A 16,236-nucleotide genomic window follows, 5' to 3' on the forward strand; every position below is an offset into this window, starting at 1 on the left:
GGAGAATGAGAGGATGGAAAGTGTCTTTAGTGTAAATAAATTGTCGACGCCTCTAAATGAGAGAGAGGATATTATTAAAGTTACTAAATTGAATAAATGGTATGGAGACCACCATGTATTAAAAGACGTAGATCTTACGGTAAAGCAAGGGGAGGTAATTGTAATTTTAGGACCATCAGGTTCTGGTAAGTCAACCTTTATTCGTACGATAAATGCTTTAGAGGAATTTCAAAAGGGGCATATAACGGTTGATAATATTGCATTAACAGATGATTTGAAAAACATTGAAGAAATTCGGAAAGAAACGGGAATGGTGTTTCAATCATTTAATTTATTCCCTCATATGACTATCCTAAAGAATATCTCTTTAGCACCAATTTGGGTGAGAAAGTGGAAAAAAACAAAGGCAGAACAAATTGCGAAAGAATTACTTGAAAGAGTTGGTATTCCAGAACAAGCAAATAAGTATCCAGGACAATTGTCAGGTGGACAACAGCAACGTGTTGCAATTGCACGAGCATTAGCGATGCAGCCGAAGATTATGCTGTTTGATGAACCTACTTCTGCACTAGATCCTGAAATGGTAAAGGAAGTATTAGATGTTATGAAAACTCTAGCAGAGTCAGGCATGACCATGTTGGTGGTAACACATGAGATGGGTTTTGCAAGACAAGTGGCAGATCGAATCATCCTTTTTGATAAAGGCGAAATTGTAGAAACCGGAAAACCGGAAGAACTATTTGATCATCCGAAGCATGAACGGACAAAAGCGTTTTTATCTCAGATATTATAAAAAGAGCCCTAGGGCTCTTTTTTAGTGTTTATATGAAATATGGATCTCTATAAACAGTATTTTCATCCATTTTTTTATTTTGTAAAAATATAACAATTTATTTTGAATAAAATATCAAGATTTCGCTAAAAATGTAATAGTAGGTATAGAAAAATAGATGGTGATACCAATGAAGGGCCTAAGTAGAATTGAAGCAATCATGTGGAGTATAGCTTTACCTGGTTTTAGTCAGTTATTATTGAAAAAATATTGGAAAGGAACACTATTAGTTATCTTAGAATTTATTATAAATGCGAAAAGTAATTTTAATTTAGCTATTATGCTGAGTTTTTGTGGCAATATCCAAGAGGCAATTGAAATTATCGACTTTCAATGGATATTGTTTTATCCGTGTTTATATATGTTCGCAATGTGGGATGCCTATAAGGAAGTTATGGAATCAGAAAATGAATATGCTTTCTTACCATTTGTGTTTTGCGCATATTTTGTTACCGTAGGTGTTTTTTATTCGACGCAAATGAAGTTATTTGGAGTATTGTTAGGTCCTGTATTTTTGCCCATGGTATTTTTGATACCTGGAATCATTAGTGGGTATGTAGTTAAGTATTGCTTAATTTATTTTAGAAAAAAGAAACATTCTTAAAGAGGAAAATGATGATTGACTAAGAAAAAAGGGGAAAGAAATACAGATAGAAAAAAAATATCAGTAAAATTAAAAAATATGCAAAAAACCATTGGCAAATAGTTCAATATTGTATATAATTAATACATATTAATATTTGTATACTACTCAAAGGGGAGTAGCTTTTAGGTTTAATACCTAAAACAAAGTCGTCAGTTCATGGCATATGCCATCGGCTTTGTTGGCATATTAGTGCTTAGCAAGACCTTTGCCTATTTGGCAAAGGTCTTTTTTTGCGCACTTTTGTACATAATAACGAAAGTCGTAGCAAAACCTGCTAATAGGAGTATACAAATAAAAACCTAAAGGGGGAAATTTTATTGGATGCAAGCATGTTACTAGAGTATGGGTGGGTTTTACTGATTCTTGTTGTTTTAGAGGGGTTACTAGCAGCTGATAATGCGGTTGTAATGGCTGTTATGGTTAAGCATTTGCCCGTAGAACAACAAAAAAAGGCACTTTTCTACGGATTATTGGGTGCTTTTGTATTCCGTTTTGCTACTTTATTTATGATTTCTTATTTAGTGGATGTTTGGCAAGTACAAGCGATAGGGGCGCTTTATCTTCTCTTTATTGCAGTGCATAATATTTACGGAAAGTATGCGAAGAAGAATGAAGACGATAAAGACAAGAAGCCGAAGAAACAATCCGGTTTCTGGATGACTGTTTTTAAAGTAGAATTAGCAGACATTGCTTTTGCGATTGATTCCATGTTAGCAGCGGTTGCCCTTGCGATTACATTACCAAAAACAAATTGGTTTACGCTAGGCGGCATTGATGGAGGACAATTCTTAGTTATGTTCCTTGGGGGATTAATTGGATTGATCATTATGCGTTTTGCTGCAAACTGGTTTGTGAAGTTACTTCATTCTCGTCCATCTCTAGAAACAGCAGCATTTTTAATTGTAGGCTGGGTTGGGGTGAAATTAGCAGTATTTACGTTGGCACATCCATCGGTAGGATTCTTAGATGAGCATTTTCCGGAATCGAAAATATGGAAAGGAATCTTCTGGTTCGTGCTAGCAGCTATTGCAGTTGGTGGATATCTCTTCTCCAATAAAGAAGCAGTTAAAGCAAAAGAAAGTAATGCATAAGCATGATGAAAAAGCCATCCATTAGGAATGGCTTTTTCTTTTTGCTCAGGACTTTAGTTCAGCAGATTTAACTTATTGCGTTTTTCCAGATAACTCTGCCTGCGCTTGTTGGACAAGTCTTTTTGTTATTTCTCCCCCAACAGAACCATTAGCACGTGAAACAGTATCAGATCCTAAATTCACACCGAATTCTTGCGCAATTTCATACTTAACACTATCTAAGTATTGTTCAATTCCTGGAACTAATAATTTATTTCGAGAAGCCATTTTTGTTTCCTCCTTATGAATATATAGTACAGTTTATTTATCAATTAATTGTTTCCAAAAAAGTAATGATAAATGATTCTGTATTAATAATATGTGGATTTATTTTTAGTTCATTAGTGGTAAAGTTTGTGTATACGGGAGAAAATAGGATTTATTGTTGTTTATAGGTTAACCTAGCCTATAGGGAAATCTCCATTGCTTCATTAATTAATAGTACTTAAAAATAATCAAGCTAATCTTAAAAGTTTCCTAAACATTTAAGATTAGCTTGAACGTCGAGGGATAGATAACTTATACTGTTTAATATCTATGATAAATAAAGCCATCATTAAATAGGATATATGGGTAGCTTCAAAGAAAGGAATTGTTTTTTAATGGGCAAGAAGTTTAAGTTAGTCCTTCAAAATTTGACTCCTGCGCAGATGATAACCAGTTATTATGGTTTAGCTGTCAGCATATCGGTTTTATTATTAAGTTTACCAGGAGTACATAAAGAAGGAGTAACAGTTTCCTTTATGGATACATTGTTTACTGCTGTAACGGCAGTAAGTGTAACAGGACTTACTGTAATTAATATCGCTGAAACGTATAGTACATTTGGAATAATAATATTAATGTTTGTTCTGCAATTTGGTGGTATTGGAGTAATGGCAATAGGTACATTCTTTTGGATGATTCTTCGTAAGAAGATTGGTTTAAGAGAGAGACAGTTAATAATGATTGACCACAATCAATCTAATCTTTCAGGTCTCGTCAATTTAATAAGAGAAATTATCAAAATCATTCTTATTATTGAAGTATTGGGTGCTATTATACTTTCAATGCAATTTCATAATTATTATCCTACCTGGGGGGATTCGATTTTACATGGAACTTTTGCCTCTGTTAGTGCGACAACCAATGGAGGATTAGATTTAACAGGAGAATCACTTACTCCCTTTAAGGATGATTATTTTGTCCAACTTGTTAATATTATTTTAATTACATTAGGAGCAATTGGATTTCCCGTGCTTATCGAAGTGAAAAATTACCTGTTTCCAAAAGAAGGGAAAAACCATCTAAAGTTTTCTTTATTCACTAAGTTAACAACCATTACTTTCGGTTTTCTTTTACTATTTGGAACGATTATGATTATTGTCTTAGAATGGGGTAATTATTATGCAGGAATGAGCTGGCATCAAATATTCTTCAATGCCTTTTTTCATTCTACCTCCACTCGAAGCGGCGGTTTAGCAACAATGGAATTAAATGAGTATTCTATGACAACTTTGCTTATCTTTTGTTTTCTTATGTTTATTGGTGCTTCCCCAAGTTCAGTTGGAGGAGGTATCAGAACAACAACCTTTGCATTGAATATCTTATTTATTTATCATTATGCAAATGGCAATAGGTATATTAAGATATTTAAACGAGAAATTCATGAAGAGGATATTATAAAATCATTGGTTGTAACGATATTTGCGATTGGTATTTGTCTTGTCGCTGTCATTGCCTTATCTATTTCTGAAAAGGCGTCCCTTATTGTGATTCTTTTCGAAGTTTGTTCTGCATTTGGAACAACTGGACTTTCTTTAGGATTAACACCAGAATTATCTACCTTTGGTAAGTGTGTAATTATGCTGCTTATGTTCATCGGAAGAATAGGGTTAACTTCTTTTATCTATATTATTGGAGGGAAAGAGAAAAAGGATAACTTCCATTATCCAAAAGAACGGATCATTGTTGGATAAGGGTAAGTAAGAAGTGAATGGAGCTGTCTATTTTGACAGCTCCATTTTTTTATGATTGTTTGACAAAAGTAGGAAAGCATATCTTTTTTTTTACATGTGGATAATAATGATGTAAATGGAAAGGAGAGATCATAATGGCTAAGAGAAAAGCTGAAGTTAACAGTGTAGAAAAATACAGCAAGACGCCAAAGAAAAATACGCAGGAAACAGAATTTTCCGCTGAATTTAGTAGGGGCGAAAACCCAATCAAAGGTGCTAATCGTAATGCAAAGCATGGAAGAGAGGGACAATAAATGGCGAAAAAAATAAAAAAACGACAACAGACAGAAGCTTCAAATGTAGAGTTTGGCCAAGAGTTTGGTGATGTTAATGCAAGTAAATTCTATGATACAGGAGCCTTAACAAAGGATAAAACAAAGAGAGCAACTAGAAAAAAATAAAAAATTTCCCATCAGTAAATTTCTTCACTGATGGGAACAAAAAATTATCTATTAGTTTGAAGAGAGCGCTGAACTCTTGAGAATAGCTTTTTTAATTTAGAACTTTTTAATTCAATAATAGGCTGTGTAAAGGAAATAATTATATTGCTTGAAAGCAGTACTGTAATTAAGAATGATACAATTATAATCATCACATATGACCTAGGTGATTCAAAAATATCTGGTAAGTCACTTTGTCTAAAGAGACGGATAAAAAAGCCATGAAGTAAATATACATATAATGTTGATTTTCCGAACTTAGTAAAGAAATATTCCTTTTTTGGTACACAAGCAAAAAAGCAAAAAATCATCAGAAAACTTAATAGATAGAAAAATAATCGAATAGCCATTCCTATAAAATAACCTTCTCCAAGGGCTTCATAAGATTTTGATCCGAATAACCATTGATAATTAACAGTAGGGAATAGGTGAAATCCTATAAAAACAATCGTGAAAATAACAATAGCTAGGATGGTTGCTTTTTTTGTTTTTACTGAAGCAAAATGATCTTTTTTCATATAAAATCCTATTAAGAATAAAGGGAAGAACACAAAGGTTCTCGTTAAGCTTAAATAGCTGGACGTCCAATCGATCATACCAATCGCTAATCCTAGTATAAAGGAAAGTAAGATTCCATGTATAGGCTTTAACTTCACAAACGCTAGTAAAAAGATGTTCCAAAAAAACAAACTAATTAAAAACCATAAGGACCAATGTGGGGTCAACGGTTCAATGGCAAAAGTTGACTTTCCATATAGAAAATAATAAAAAATGCTGTATACAAGTTGGAAGATAAGGTAGGGAATGATTAGTTTTTTTGCATATTTTTTTATATATCCCTTTTCCGCTATCCCTTTGGCAAAAAATCCCGAAATAAGAATAAATGCTGGCATATGGAAAGTGTAAATTACTTTATATAGCGTATAAATATTTTGATTGTCATTTATGAATGATTGGATAAAATGACCGAAGACAACGAAAAAAATCAAAATAAATTTTGCATTATCAAAGTAGTAATCCCGTTGTTTCATAAACTCATCCTTTCATGAACGGAAATATCGTATATTTCATTTCACTAACTATATATAACACAAATTCCATTGTTTTAATCCCCTGTCGTTAATCTGTTAACTAAATAACTTCTGTTTATTACATAATTGCAATGTACGTTAGGCGAAGGAAAAATAAAAATTCTTATTAATAATACGTAAGGTTTAATTTTTTTGACTGAAGTAAAGGGAGAGGTAGATATTAAAATGATTATGGCTACTATCAGAGTTACATTTGTTTCTACATTTGTAAATTAATTTACTTTTTTTCTTTAAATTTTTCAGAAGGAAAGGAAATTCAAGAATAATGTAGAATTATGTAATCACTACGTTTGATAAGGGGGGTATCCATAAAGATGGATAGTATATCCTATTCTGAAGAATATCGACAATTACAAAATAAACTGAGGGAATTGGAAAGAGAGAATACCCTTCTAAAGGAAAAACTAGAAAAATATAGTCTTCTCCGAGATAGGAGATTTATTGCTTTCCAAACGATAAATGTAGGGTTGGTTATATTTGATAGTAATGGAGTTATTCTAGATATTAATAAATATCTTTGTGATTACTTTAACGTGAATATGAATCAAGTAGTTGATAGGAATATAACGCATTTTGTGCAGCAGGAAGAACGTTTGGTGATAAGGGAACATATGGATGCTATAAAAACCAAATCAGGTACTTTTCAAAGCATATTCCCATTAACTATTAATGGGCGAAAACATTATTTTGAAACGCAAACTAGTCGATTGCCCGGTGAGATGGGATTTATTACAATTATTGAAAAGATAACAAAGGAATGTGAAAGAGAAAAAGAGAAAGAAGCGCAAAAGCTTTATAATGATTTTTTTACAGAGGCACTGGATGGTATTGTTCTTTGGAAAGAATCAGGGCAGATTATTGCAGCTAATGAATCAGCTTTAAAAATTTTTGAAAGTTCTGAAGAAAAATTATTAAAATCAAGGATTAGTGATTTTTTTTATAAAAAAGATAAACGGTACATGGATATGATTAAAAATCTCTATTATAAAAAATCTAATCGAGAAGAATTGATGTTTTTGATGCCAAATGGACAGAAAAAAATACTAGAATTTACAACTAAACTTCATTCGGTGGAAGGGTTAAACATGAGTATTTTCCGTAATATCACGGAACGTTATAAAATGGAAGAGGAATTACGTGAAAGTAAGGCGATGTTTGAGAATACATTTGAAGAAGTTTTTGACGGTATTATCATTTGGGATCAAAACTATCAAATAATTGATATGAACAAAGCAGCCGAACGTCTCCTTCATAAAAGTAAAGAGAATTTGATCGGTGTAGATTTAATATCCTTTCTCCCACCTGCAAAAACGATTGGAGAAGATATAAAGCCGAAATTATTAAATGTAGAAAAGGATGGACAAAATAGAGGGCTCTACACGGTAAAGTTTCCTAATAATAGAGAATATACGCAGCTTGAATATCGTAATAAATTTAATATTTATTCAGGACTAAGTATTACTACATTACGTGATATTACCGAAAATACCTTATTGGAAGAACAGCTGAGAAAGTCATCTACTTTAAATGTAGTGGGAGAATTGGCAGCGGGTATAGCTCATGAAATTCGAAATCCAATGACAGCTTTAAAGGGATTTATTCAATTGCTAGAAGATGGAGTTGCCTCACAGGAAAATGAAATGTATTTTTCTGTAATAAAAACGGAGCTTACTAGGATTGAATCCATTATTAATGAATTTTTATTACTTGCTAAACCACAAGCTGTTCAATATGTAAAACGAGATATAAGACAAATTATGAATGATACGATCGAATTGCTGTATGCACAAGCAGTGCTACAAAATGTTCAAATTATAAAAATGTTTACAGAAGATATGCCGACTATATATTGTGAACCAAATCAATTGAAACAGGTATTTATAAACATTATAAAAAATGCAATAGAGGCATTAGAAGACGGCGGGGAAATAGCTGTTTCCATTGAATATAAACAGGATTACTTTCATATAGCAATCCGTGATAATGGAAGAGGAATGGGCAAGGAAATACTTGCAAGAATTGGAGAACCATTTTATACGACCAAAGAAAAAGGAACAGGCTTAGGTTTACTAGTATCCTATCAAATTATTGAAGAGCATCAAGGGAAAGTGACAGTTGAGTCAGAGCCAGGGGTTGGTACGACGTTCCACCTTGTACTTCCAGTGTGCAGAGAAAGCAAGCTAAATGAATGATCATTAGACCTGTTAGGGTGATAAAAAGAAGGGCTTATGTTAGGCCCTTTTTATTTTGGTTGTTTTTCGAATTGTTAAAGGAGTAGAAATCGGAGAAACAGATAAGGATTTGTTTAGTGATCTTTTCTACGGAAAAGATATGCTGAAAAAATATTATACCATATCTTGACATCACCACCTACTTTGATTATTATCTAATTAGATAATAATCAAAGTAGGTGATTGAATGCAATTAGATAAAATGGTTGCATTTTATAAAACAATGGGGGATCCCACCAGAATTAAAATAATCTCCTTATTGGCAAATAAACCATGGAATGGTCAAGCGATATCAGAAAAACTGGGTCTATCTGCCCCAACCATTACGCATCATTTAAAGAAAATGCGTGACATAAATGTTGTGTATGAACGCAGAGATAAAAATACGATTTATTTTTTCTTGAATAAATCAGTCATTTTACAACAAAACGAGTCTTTAAGAAAATTAACAATTGGAATGGAGGAGAGTATTATGACTGTTACTAAAGAGGAACAAGCAAAAATCATTGAGAACTTTTTTACTAAAGAGGGCAGACTTAAAAATATTCCTTCGCAAAGAAAGAAAAAGTTAATAGTGCTCAAATACATGCTTGAGGGGCTGGTTTTTGGCAGGAAATATGAAGAAAAAGAAATAAATGCTTATATCCAGCAATATTTTGATGACTACGCGACAATAAGAAGAGAATTTATTATTAATCACTTTATGTATCGAGAAAATAGTATATATGAACTTAACCCTGAGGAAATGTGGGCGAAGTGAAGAAAAAGGACTGTTTATCATTATCTGATATAAACAGTCCTAGGTTAATATGTATAAAAATCACGTATAATATTCTGGTTTTCGATCAGCAAATATTGGGATGGTTTTACGTACCTCTGTTACTTTATCTAAATTAATCGAAGCTGTTAGAATTTCTTCTTTCTCCCCTGCTTCTGCAATAATTTCTCCCCATGGGTCAATAATCATGCTATGCCCAGCAAAGATATTATTTGCATCATTTCCGACACGATTACAAGCAATTACATAACATTGATTTTCAATGGCTCGTGCAATAAGCAGGCTTCTCCAGTGTGCCAATCTCGGTTCTGGCCATTCAGCTACTACAAAGATGGCTTCAGCTCCTTTTGTTGTATGTGCTCTTATCCACTCTGGAAAACGAATATCGTAGCAGATCATACTGGCAAAGTGTCTATCCTCTAAAGAAAAAAGACCATTAGTTGTCCCGCTCTTTAAATATAAATGTTCATCCATCAGTTGAAAAAGATGAAGTTTATCATACGTATGTACCACATCACCCGATTTATTTATCACAATAAGTGTATTGTAAACACCCTTTTCCTTCTTATTAGCAATTGATCCACCAACAATATGAACGCTATATTTGGTGGCTAATTTACTTAAAAAAGAAATAGTATTTTGAGCTTGTTTATCAGCAATCGCAGCTAATCTTGTTAAATCATAGCCGGTTGACCATAATTCTGGCAGTACAACAATATCACTGTTATCCTTGCAAGCAGCAATTTTTTTCTCTACTTGTTTAAAATTCTCTTCAGGCCTGCCAAATGCGATATCCATTTGAACCAAACTAATCTGAAATTTCAAATGATTCCACCTCTATTCATCTTCGTTAAATTCCGTTATAATGTTAATCAACAAAAAAATTCAATTATTATATTAATTTCGTTATATCATAAAAAAGCGAATTATTAAACGATTATTTCTATTTTAATCACTTAGGGAATGTTTAAAGTCGAAATTTCCTAATAGAAGTTTATCCAATAATAATTGGAAGGTTTTATCATTGAAGAAGGTGTGAGTACATGAAGAAATATGATCAATCTCAATTATTAAAGAATTTACCAGAGCAGTTTTTTGCTTCATTAGTTAGTAAAGTTAACAGCTATATTGAAAAAGGATATGATGTGATTAATTTAGGGCAAGGAAATCCAGACCAACCGACACCTTCTCACATTATCAAGAGCTTGCAGGTGGCTGCCGAACAGCCTGAGAATCATAAATATTCTCCATTTCGAGGATATAAACATTTAAAGGAAGCTATTAGTGAATTTTACAAAAAAGAATACGATGTTGACTTAGATCCTGAATCAGAGGTGGCGATATTATTTGGAGGAAAGGCCGGCCTTGTAGAGATACCTATATGTTTATTAAATCCAGGCGAAACAGTAATGGTTCCAGACCCTGGTTATCCCGACTATTTATCTGGGATTGCTTTAGCAAATGCAGAGACGGTGTTCATGCCATTGCGTGAAGAAAATAATTTTTTACCAAACTACAAGGAAGTGAGAAAGGAAGATTTAGAAAAAGCAAAGTTAATGTTCTTAAATTATCCGAACAATCCTACTGGAGCAATAGCAACAAAGGAATTTTTCGCTGAAACAATTTCTTTAAGTAAACAGCATGATATATGTATTGTGCACGATTTTGCATATGGAGCGATTGGGTTTGATGGAAAAAGGCCGCTTAGCTTTTTACAAGTAGAGGGTGCCAAAGATATTGGTGTAGAAATTTATACTTTGTCTAAGACATTTAATATGGCAGGTTGGCGAGTTGCCTTTGCAGTTGGAAATAGAAGTGTCATTTCCGCTATAAATCTTTATCAAGATCATTTATATGTTAGTTTATTTGGAGCGATTCAAGAAGCTGCCTATACGGCATTAACAGAATCTTTAGAGTGTATTAGAGACATGAATCAGCTTTACGAACAAAGACGAAATATCTTCATAAATGGTCTTAAAAAAATTGGTTGGGAAGTCAATGCTCCTGAAGGTTCATTCTTTGCATGGTTAAAAGTACCAGATGGGTTTACGTCACAAGAATTTAGTGATTATTTATTAGAAACAGTACATATTGCAATGGCTCCAGGCTCGGGCTTTGGTACATTTGGGGAGGGATATGTCCGAGTTGGTTTATTGACAGAAGAAGAGAGATTGCAAGAGGCGGTTGAAAGATTAAAAACACTCTCGATATTTAAGTAATTCCTCGATAATAGATAAGAATTCAGTCGAAAAAAGGCAAAGAATCATGGGAAATAACAATTTCGTATGATTCTTTGCCTTTTGCTCTTAATAGACTAATTTCCAGAAGTGCTGATGATCCTTCATACTAAGATGTTTGCTGATAGGTGAAAGCGACTAGAAAGAAAGCGCTTTCTGTTGTTGTAAGTTGTTTTCGACTCTTTTCAGCAGTATTTTTGTCGAAAAAAAGAAGTGTAATCAAGAGAAAATAAGTCTAAATGCCTATTTTGACTTAGAAAAATGTCTAATATTGCGAATCTATTTACTTTTATTTGTTTTATTGTAATAATTCATCAAGTAAACAATTAATGCATTGTTTGTAAGTAAGGAATTTGATTAGGAGGAAGTAAGGTGTATTGTAGGAAAACAGAATTATTATTTGAAATTCAAGATAAAAGGGAGGTAATGATTAAAACAGCGAAAGAGCGTGGAACAATTGATGAGGAGACCATTAGATTGAGTCAAGAACTCGATAAATTAATCTATGAATATCAGCTTGTCTTTCGCTATGAAAGTGAGAAAAGAAAACAAATAAAACGACAATATAAAAACACGCGAATTTTTTGGTCCAATGCTAACCGATATAAACGGAAAAATTATTCCGAGGTTGTATATAGATAACTAAATGGCGAAGGGTAATGGCAGTGATTACCTTAATGATATTTCATCCAAATCAATGCCCTTCTTTAAAGAAAGATGTGACCTCCCTTAAACTACTTATCCTATTATCCACCAATATTTTGACAAAATAAAAAACGCTTCTTTTGTTCAATAGCTACTATCCTTCTTTTAAGAAGAATAATAGAAGATGAACAGCATTAATGATGCAAGAAGCGAATAGATAAATAATTATTTCATAATAGGTAAGATTATATTTACCTTCGTGCCTTTCTTTTCCCTACTGGATATATGGATTTCACCATCGAATGATTCAACGATTCTTTTACATACAACGAGCCCCAAACCAGTCCCTGTTTCCTTCGAAGTATTAAATGGCTCAAATATTTTCTTTAACTGTTGATTGGACATGCCAATGCCATTATCGGTGATTGTAATGATTACGTTTGACTTAACGGAACGTATGGAAAGTTCTAACTGCCCGCCATTTTCCATCGCTTCAAGAGCGTTTTTGGTTAAATTAAGTAATACTTGTTTCATTTGGTCGGCGATCCCGAGAATATAAATGTCTTGGTCAGATATCTTTTCTGTATATTTTACATTAAATAAATTTGCTTCCGAAACGATAAGCGGATTAAGTTCTGCGATGATTAATTTTAAATTTATTTTTTGCTTATTTTGTGCAGTTGGCTTTCCTAAGATAAGGAATTGACTTACGATTTCATTTATTCGTACAATTTCTTTTTGGATAATAGAAAAATAAAGCTGGTCTTGCTGATCGTGATATTTCTCACTTAATAATTGAATGAGACCTTTGATTCCGGTTAGAGGATTCCTAATTTCATGTGCAGAACTAGCAGCTAAATTGCCGACAAGTTCTAATTTTTGAATTTCGTTTTGCTTTGCTTCTTCTTCTCTTATTTTACGATGATAGTAAAGAATTAAAAGCATATAAACGAAATGGAAAATCACCATAAAAAAAAGAAGGAGCCATATTTTCGATTTTACGATGTTCCAAATATGTGGTTTTTCTAATTCCACAATGATGGTCCAGGGCAGACGATCAATTGGCATGCTTATAACTTCTTTTTTATTGATCGATGCACCATCATTTATATAAAGAATGCGTTCTTTTTGCTCATTCATAATGGCGATATTTTCCTCTGATGATAGCATTTTCGTGATATTTATTAAGTAATCGACACGGAGATAAGCAGTTATAATGGAGTTTAATTGATTATGGTCACTTATAATGGGCATGGCAATACCGATTACTTTCTGACCGTTACTTAATACTTCTTCTCTATTAGAAATTACTAAGTCCTTTGAATGAATAGCTTCCATTATATAATCCTCTTCAGAGATATCGATCGAATCATACGTATCGTTAACACCAGCAATTGTTTTACCTGAACTATCAAGCAGGAATAAACCACCATAAATATGCTCATTCGTAAACACTTTTTTTAATAGGTTATTAATTTCTTCTGCTGAATCGGTATTAGTTTGAATAGAGAGACTTAGAATATTTAAAGAAGAGACGATTTTGTTTATATAAGAGTCCCATTGTCGTTGGTGAATAGAGGCTACCCATTCTGCATGAGCCTTATTTTTTGCTTCTTCTCTATTTACTTGGTAATAAAAGAATAGAATAGCTGTAATAATGATCGGAATAACGACAATTGCAAAATATAAAAGCCTTTTGTGTGTGTTTATTTTCATCAATAGATTCTCCATAGGGTAATTCCAATATATAGATATAATTATAACATGAAATAGAGAAAGCTCAATGAAGGGGGTAGATTTCATCGGGAAATTGACAAAATCCTTAGGGAATAATATAATTTATCTGAATTCGAGATAGTGAATTATATACTAATAAGGGAAGTTTATAAATGGCAAAAAAAGATATCGATCAATCATTAAAGTTATATATTGTATTGTCACGTGCTTATCGGGCAATAAATGAAAATGTGAATAAGGCAATCACGGCAAACGGCTTGAATCCGACAGAGTTTGCAGTGCTGGAATTGCTGTATCATAAAGGCGATCAGCCGCTGCAGCAAATTGGGGGAAAGATTTTATTAGCAAGTGGAAGTATCACGTATGTGGTAGATAAATTAGAGGAAAAAGGATATTTAGTAAGGGTTGCTTGTCCAACTGATAGACGAGTTACATTTGCTCAAATTACTAATAATGGTAAGGAATTAATAGAAAATATTTTCCCAAATCATGAGCAAAGAATTCATGAAATCATGTCTGAATTGACAACAGAAGAAAAAGATACCGCAATTGAATTAATAAAAAGACTTGGATTATCTGTTAGAGATAAATAAGACAAAGTAACTTATAATAAGCGAGTATTTCAGATGGAAGATTTATTTTGTTAGGAATTAAATCTTCCATTATGAATATTCGCTTTTTTGTATTGGTCTTCCTAGTTTTCATGTATAATTAGAGAAGCTAGTTAAAAATGGAGGGATATAAAAAAATGAAGTTTTCGGAATTTACATACAAAAGACCCGATATAAATGAATTTACGATTAAAATGGACGAATTATTAATAGAGTTTAATAAGGCAGAGCATTTAGACCAACAAATGGCAGCAATGGAAAAAATAAATGAGCTTAGAAATGACATTTCCACTATGTTTAATTTGTGCTATATTCGCCATTCTGTTGATACAAATGATGAGTTTTACCAGCAAGAACAAGATTATATCGATGAGATATCACCAAAGGTAGAAGGGCTTATTACAAAGTATTATCAAGCGCTTGTTCAATCAAAATTTAAACCACAATTAGAGGAAAAATGGGGCAAGCAATTATTTGCATTAGCAGAGGCACAATTAAAGGTATTCTCAGAGGATATCGTTGAATTACTTCAGCAAGAAAATAAACTTTCTACTGAATATACTAAGCTTGTTGCCTCAGCCAAGATTTTGTTTGAAGGGGAAGAAAGAACACTGGCACAATTACAGCCATTTACAGAATCAAAAAATCGCGAAACAAGAAAGGCAGCAAGTGAAGCTCGGTTCGCTTTTTTCCGTGAACATGAAGAGCAGTTAGATAGAATATACGATGATATGGTAAAGGTTCGTACAGAAATTGCTAATAAGCTAGGCTATAAAAACTTCGTCGAATTAGGTTATTATCGTATGTACCGCACAGATTATAATGCAGATATGGTTGCGGCCTTTAGAAAACAAGTAGAAGACTATATCGTCCCACTAGCAACTAAATTAAAAGAAAGACAAAGAGAAAGAATAGGAGTTGACTCCTTAAAGTTTTATGATGAACCATTCGAATTTGTAACTGGAAATGCAGCTCCTAAAGGCGATCCAGAATGGATCGTTGAAAATGGGCAAAAGATGTATAATGAATTATCAAAAGAAACAGGCGATTTCTTCTCTTATATGAGAGAAACAGAATTAATGGATTTGGTCGCTAAAAAGGGAAAAGCCGGTGGTGGCTATTGTACTTTTATCGAAAATTATAAAGCACCATTTATTTTCTCAAACTTTAATGGCACTTCAGGCGATATTGATGTCTTAACCCATGAAGCAGGTCATGCATTTCAAGTGTATTCTAGCGGCGGCTTTGCTATCCCAGAATACTATTGGCCAACATATGAAGCAGCAGAAATTCATTCCATGAGTATGGAGTTCTTCACATGGCCATGGATGGATTTATTCTTTAAAGAAGATGTAGAAAAATATAAGTTTTCTCATTTAAGTTCTGCTCTGCTATTCCTTCCGTATGGAGTATCAGTTGATGAATTTCAGCATTGGGTTTACGAAAACCCAACGGCTACTCCATCAGAAAGGAAGCAAGCATGGAGAAATATAGAAAGAAAATATAGTCCTCATCTTGATTATGATGGAAATGAATATTTGGAAAATGGCGGTTTCTGGCAAAAACAAGGACATATTTATAATTCCCCATTCTATTATATTGATTATACATTAGCACAAATATGTGCCTTCCAATTTTGGAAACGTTCAAGAGAGAATAAAGAAGAAGCTTGGGAAGATTATGTAAAGCTTTGCGGCTTGGGAGGCAGTATGCCATTTACAGAATTAGTCAAAGCAGCTAATTTAATTTCTCCTTTTGAAGAAGGCTGTGTGGAATCTGTAGTAGGGGAAATCGATGAATGGTTAAATTCAGTAGATGACCGTAATCTATAAAATTAAAAAACCGTGGGAATAATTCCTCC

General features: G+C 33.1%; 16 protein-coding genes and 1 riboswitch. Of the genes, 12 read left to right on the forward strand and 4 right to left on the reverse strand.

What is annotated here, in order from left to right:
- Positions 1-13: 13 nt before the first annotated feature.
- The 3 genes from MHH96_RS13955 to MHH96_RS13965 all read left to right on the forward strand — a co-directional run bounded on the left by MHH96_RS13955 (position 14) and on the right by MHH96_RS13965 (position 2,569).
- Complete coding sequence (locus tag MHH96_RS13955) at positions 14-793, forward strand: amino acid ABC transporter ATP-binding protein (protein WP_047942944.1); 780 nt, start codon at positions 14-16, stop codon at positions 791-793.
- A 169-nt stretch (positions 794-962) separates the two neighbouring features.
- Entirely contained in the window at positions 963-1,436 is a 474-nt protein-coding gene (locus MHH96_RS13960; protein WP_047942945.1) for a hypothetical protein, read from the forward strand.
- A gap of 140 nt (positions 1,437-1,576) precedes the next feature.
- Positions 1,577-1,673, forward strand: a riboswitch (yybP-ykoY riboswitch).
- A 122-nt stretch (positions 1,674-1,795) separates the two neighbouring features.
- Positions 1,796-2,569, forward strand: coding sequence for a TerC family protein (locus MHH96_RS13965; RefSeq protein WP_341117595.1), 774 nt, complete (start codon positions 1,796-1,798; stop codon positions 2,567-2,569).
- A 72-nt stretch (positions 2,570-2,641) separates the two neighbouring features.
- Here MHH96_RS13965 and MHH96_RS13970 read toward each other — a convergent pair whose 3' ends face one another.
- Positions 2,642-2,836, reverse strand: a complete 195-nt coding sequence (locus tag MHH96_RS13970) for an alpha/beta-type small acid-soluble spore protein (RefSeq protein WP_047942948.1) — start codon at positions 2,834-2,836, stop codon at positions 2,642-2,644.
- Positions 2,837-3,210: 374 nt separating this feature from the next.
- Between MHH96_RS13970 and MHH96_RS13975 the strand changes: the two genes are divergently transcribed.
- The 3 genes from MHH96_RS13975 (at position 3,211) to MHH96_RS13985 (ending at position 5,006) form a co-directional block, all read left to right on the forward strand.
- The gene (locus tag MHH96_RS13975) at positions 3,211-4,566 is read left to right on the forward strand and encodes a TrkH family potassium uptake protein (RefSeq protein ID WP_047942949.1); all 1,356 of its coding nucleotides are present in this window, start codon (positions 3,211-3,213) and stop codon (positions 4,564-4,566) included.
- Between the two features lie 134 nt (positions 4,567-4,700).
- On the forward strand, positions 4,701-4,859 hold the full coding sequence (locus tag MHH96_RS13980) for a hypothetical protein (protein WP_164463606.1): 159 nt from the start codon (positions 4,701-4,703) through the stop codon (positions 4,857-4,859).
- Positions 4,860-5,006 (forward strand): hypothetical protein, encoded by a 147-nt coding sequence (locus MHH96_RS13985; RefSeq protein WP_162837585.1) that lies wholly within the window; start codon positions 4,860-4,862, stop codon positions 5,004-5,006.
- A 44-nt stretch (positions 5,007-5,050) separates the two neighbouring features.
- Here MHH96_RS13985 and MHH96_RS13990 read toward each other — a convergent pair whose 3' ends face one another.
- Entirely contained in the window at positions 5,051-6,076 is a 1,026-nt protein-coding gene (locus MHH96_RS13990; protein WP_061796820.1) for an acyltransferase family protein, read from the reverse strand.
- A 374-nt stretch (positions 6,077-6,450) separates the two neighbouring features.
- On the opposite strand from MHH96_RS13990, the gene MHH96_RS13995 reads away from it, so the two are divergent.
- Both MHH96_RS13995 and MHH96_RS14000 read left to right on the forward strand, forming a co-directional pair.
- On the forward strand, positions 6,451-8,328 hold the full coding sequence (locus MHH96_RS13995; protein WP_144544158.1) for an ATP-binding protein: 1,878 nt from the start codon (positions 6,451-6,453) through the stop codon (positions 8,326-8,328).
- 226 nt (positions 8,329-8,554) lie between these two features.
- Complete coding sequence (locus MHH96_RS14000; protein WP_061796816.1) at positions 8,555-9,127, forward strand: DUF2087 domain-containing protein; 573 nt, start codon at positions 8,555-8,557, stop codon at positions 9,125-9,127.
- A gap of 60 nt (positions 9,128-9,187) precedes the next feature.
- Here the strand turns inward: MHH96_RS14000 and MHH96_RS14005 are convergent, their stop codons facing one another.
- The gene (locus tag MHH96_RS14005) at positions 9,188-9,970 is read right to left on the reverse strand and encodes a carbon-nitrogen family hydrolase (protein WP_061796813.1); all 783 of its coding nucleotides are present in this window, start codon (positions 9,968-9,970) and stop codon (positions 9,188-9,190) included.
- 218 nt (positions 9,971-10,188) lie between these two features.
- Here MHH96_RS14005 and MHH96_RS14010 point away from each other — a divergent pair, with 218 nt between their 5' ends.
- Together MHH96_RS14010 and MHH96_RS14015 are read left to right on the forward strand one after the other, a co-directional pair.
- Complete coding sequence (locus MHH96_RS14010; protein ID WP_061796811.1) at positions 10,189-11,364, forward strand: pyridoxal phosphate-dependent aminotransferase; 1,176 nt, start codon at positions 10,189-10,191, stop codon at positions 11,362-11,364.
- A 390-nt stretch (positions 11,365-11,754) separates the two neighbouring features.
- On the forward strand, positions 11,755-12,024 hold the full coding sequence (locus tag MHH96_RS14015; protein WP_053215712.1) for an aspartyl-phosphate phosphatase Spo0E family protein: 270 nt from the start codon (positions 11,755-11,757) through the stop codon (positions 12,022-12,024).
- A gap of 228 nt (positions 12,025-12,252) precedes the next feature.
- On the opposite strand, the gene MHH96_RS14020 is transcribed toward MHH96_RS14015, so the two are convergent.
- Positions 12,253-13,743: a PAS domain-containing sensor histidine kinase gene (locus MHH96_RS14020; RefSeq protein ID WP_047942956.1), complete on the reverse strand. Its 1,491-nt coding sequence runs from the start codon at positions 13,741-13,743 to the stop codon at positions 12,253-12,255.
- A gap of 173 nt (positions 13,744-13,916) precedes the next feature.
- On the opposite strand from MHH96_RS14020, the gene MHH96_RS14025 reads away from it, so the two are divergent.
- Both MHH96_RS14025 and MHH96_RS14030 read left to right on the forward strand, forming a co-directional pair.
- Positions 13,917-14,357 carry a MarR family winged helix-turn-helix transcriptional regulator gene (locus MHH96_RS14025; protein ID WP_047942957.1) on the forward strand — a complete coding sequence of 147 codons (441 nt, stop codon included), beginning with the start codon at positions 13,917-13,919 and terminating at the stop codon, positions 14,355-14,357.
- Between the two features lie 155 nt (positions 14,358-14,512).
- Positions 14,513-16,207 carry a M3 family oligoendopeptidase gene (locus MHH96_RS14030; RefSeq protein ID WP_061796808.1) on the forward strand — a complete coding sequence of 565 codons (1,695 nt, stop codon included), beginning with the start codon at positions 14,513-14,515 and terminating at the stop codon, positions 16,205-16,207.
- The last annotated feature ends 29 nt before the right edge of the window (positions 16,208-16,236 follow it).

Origin of the sequence: Niallia sp. FSL K6-0212 (assembly GCF_038007605.1) — a bacterium.
GTDB lineage: Bacteria > Bacillota > Bacilli > Bacillales > Cytobacillaceae > Niallia > Niallia circulans.

Excerpts from the sequence above, each read along its gene's own strand:
- MHH96_RS13955 (WP_047942944.1), top strand. The coding sequence starts at position 14 with ATGGAAAGTGTCTTTAGTGTAAATAAATTGTCGACGCCTCTAAATGAG.
- MHH96_RS13960 (WP_047942945.1), top strand. The coding sequence starts at position 963 with ATGAAGGGCCTAAGTAGAATTGAAGCAATCATGTGGAGTATAGCTTTA.
- MHH96_RS13970 (WP_047942948.1), bottom strand. The coding sequence starts at position 2,836 with ATGGCTTCTCGAAATAAATTATTAGTTCCAGGAATTGAACAATACTTA.
- MHH96_RS13975 (WP_047942949.1), top strand. The coding sequence starts at position 3,211 with ATGGGCAAGAAGTTTAAGTTAGTCCTTCAAAATTTGACTCCTGCGCAG.
- MHH96_RS13980 (WP_164463606.1), top strand. The coding sequence starts at position 4,701 with ATGGCTAAGAGAAAAGCTGAAGTTAACAGTGTAGAAAAATACAGCAAG.
- MHH96_RS13985 (WP_162837585.1), top strand. The coding sequence starts at position 4,860 with ATGGCGAAAAAAATAAAAAAACGACAACAGACAGAAGCTTCAAATGTA.
- MHH96_RS13990 (WP_061796820.1), bottom strand. The coding sequence starts at position 6,076 with ATGAAACAACGGGATTACTACTTTGATAATGCAAAATTTATTTTGATT.
- MHH96_RS13995 (WP_144544158.1), top strand. The coding sequence starts at position 6,451 with ATGGATAGTATATCCTATTCTGAAGAATATCGACAATTACAAAATAAA.
- MHH96_RS14000 (WP_061796816.1), top strand. The coding sequence starts at position 8,555 with ATGCAATTAGATAAAATGGTTGCATTTTATAAAACAATGGGGGATCCC.
- MHH96_RS14010 (WP_061796811.1), top strand. The coding sequence starts at position 10,189 with ATGAAGAAATATGATCAATCTCAATTATTAAAGAATTTACCAGAGCAG.
- MHH96_RS14020 (WP_047942956.1), bottom strand. The coding sequence starts at position 13,743 with ATGAAAATAAACACACACAAAAGGCTTTTATATTTTGCAATTGTCGTT.
- MHH96_RS14025 (WP_047942957.1), top strand. The coding sequence starts at position 13,917 with ATGGCAAAAAAAGATATCGATCAATCATTAAAGTTATATATTGTATTG.
- MHH96_RS14030 (WP_061796808.1), top strand. The coding sequence starts at position 14,513 with ATGAAGTTTTCGGAATTTACATACAAAAGACCCGATATAAATGAATTT.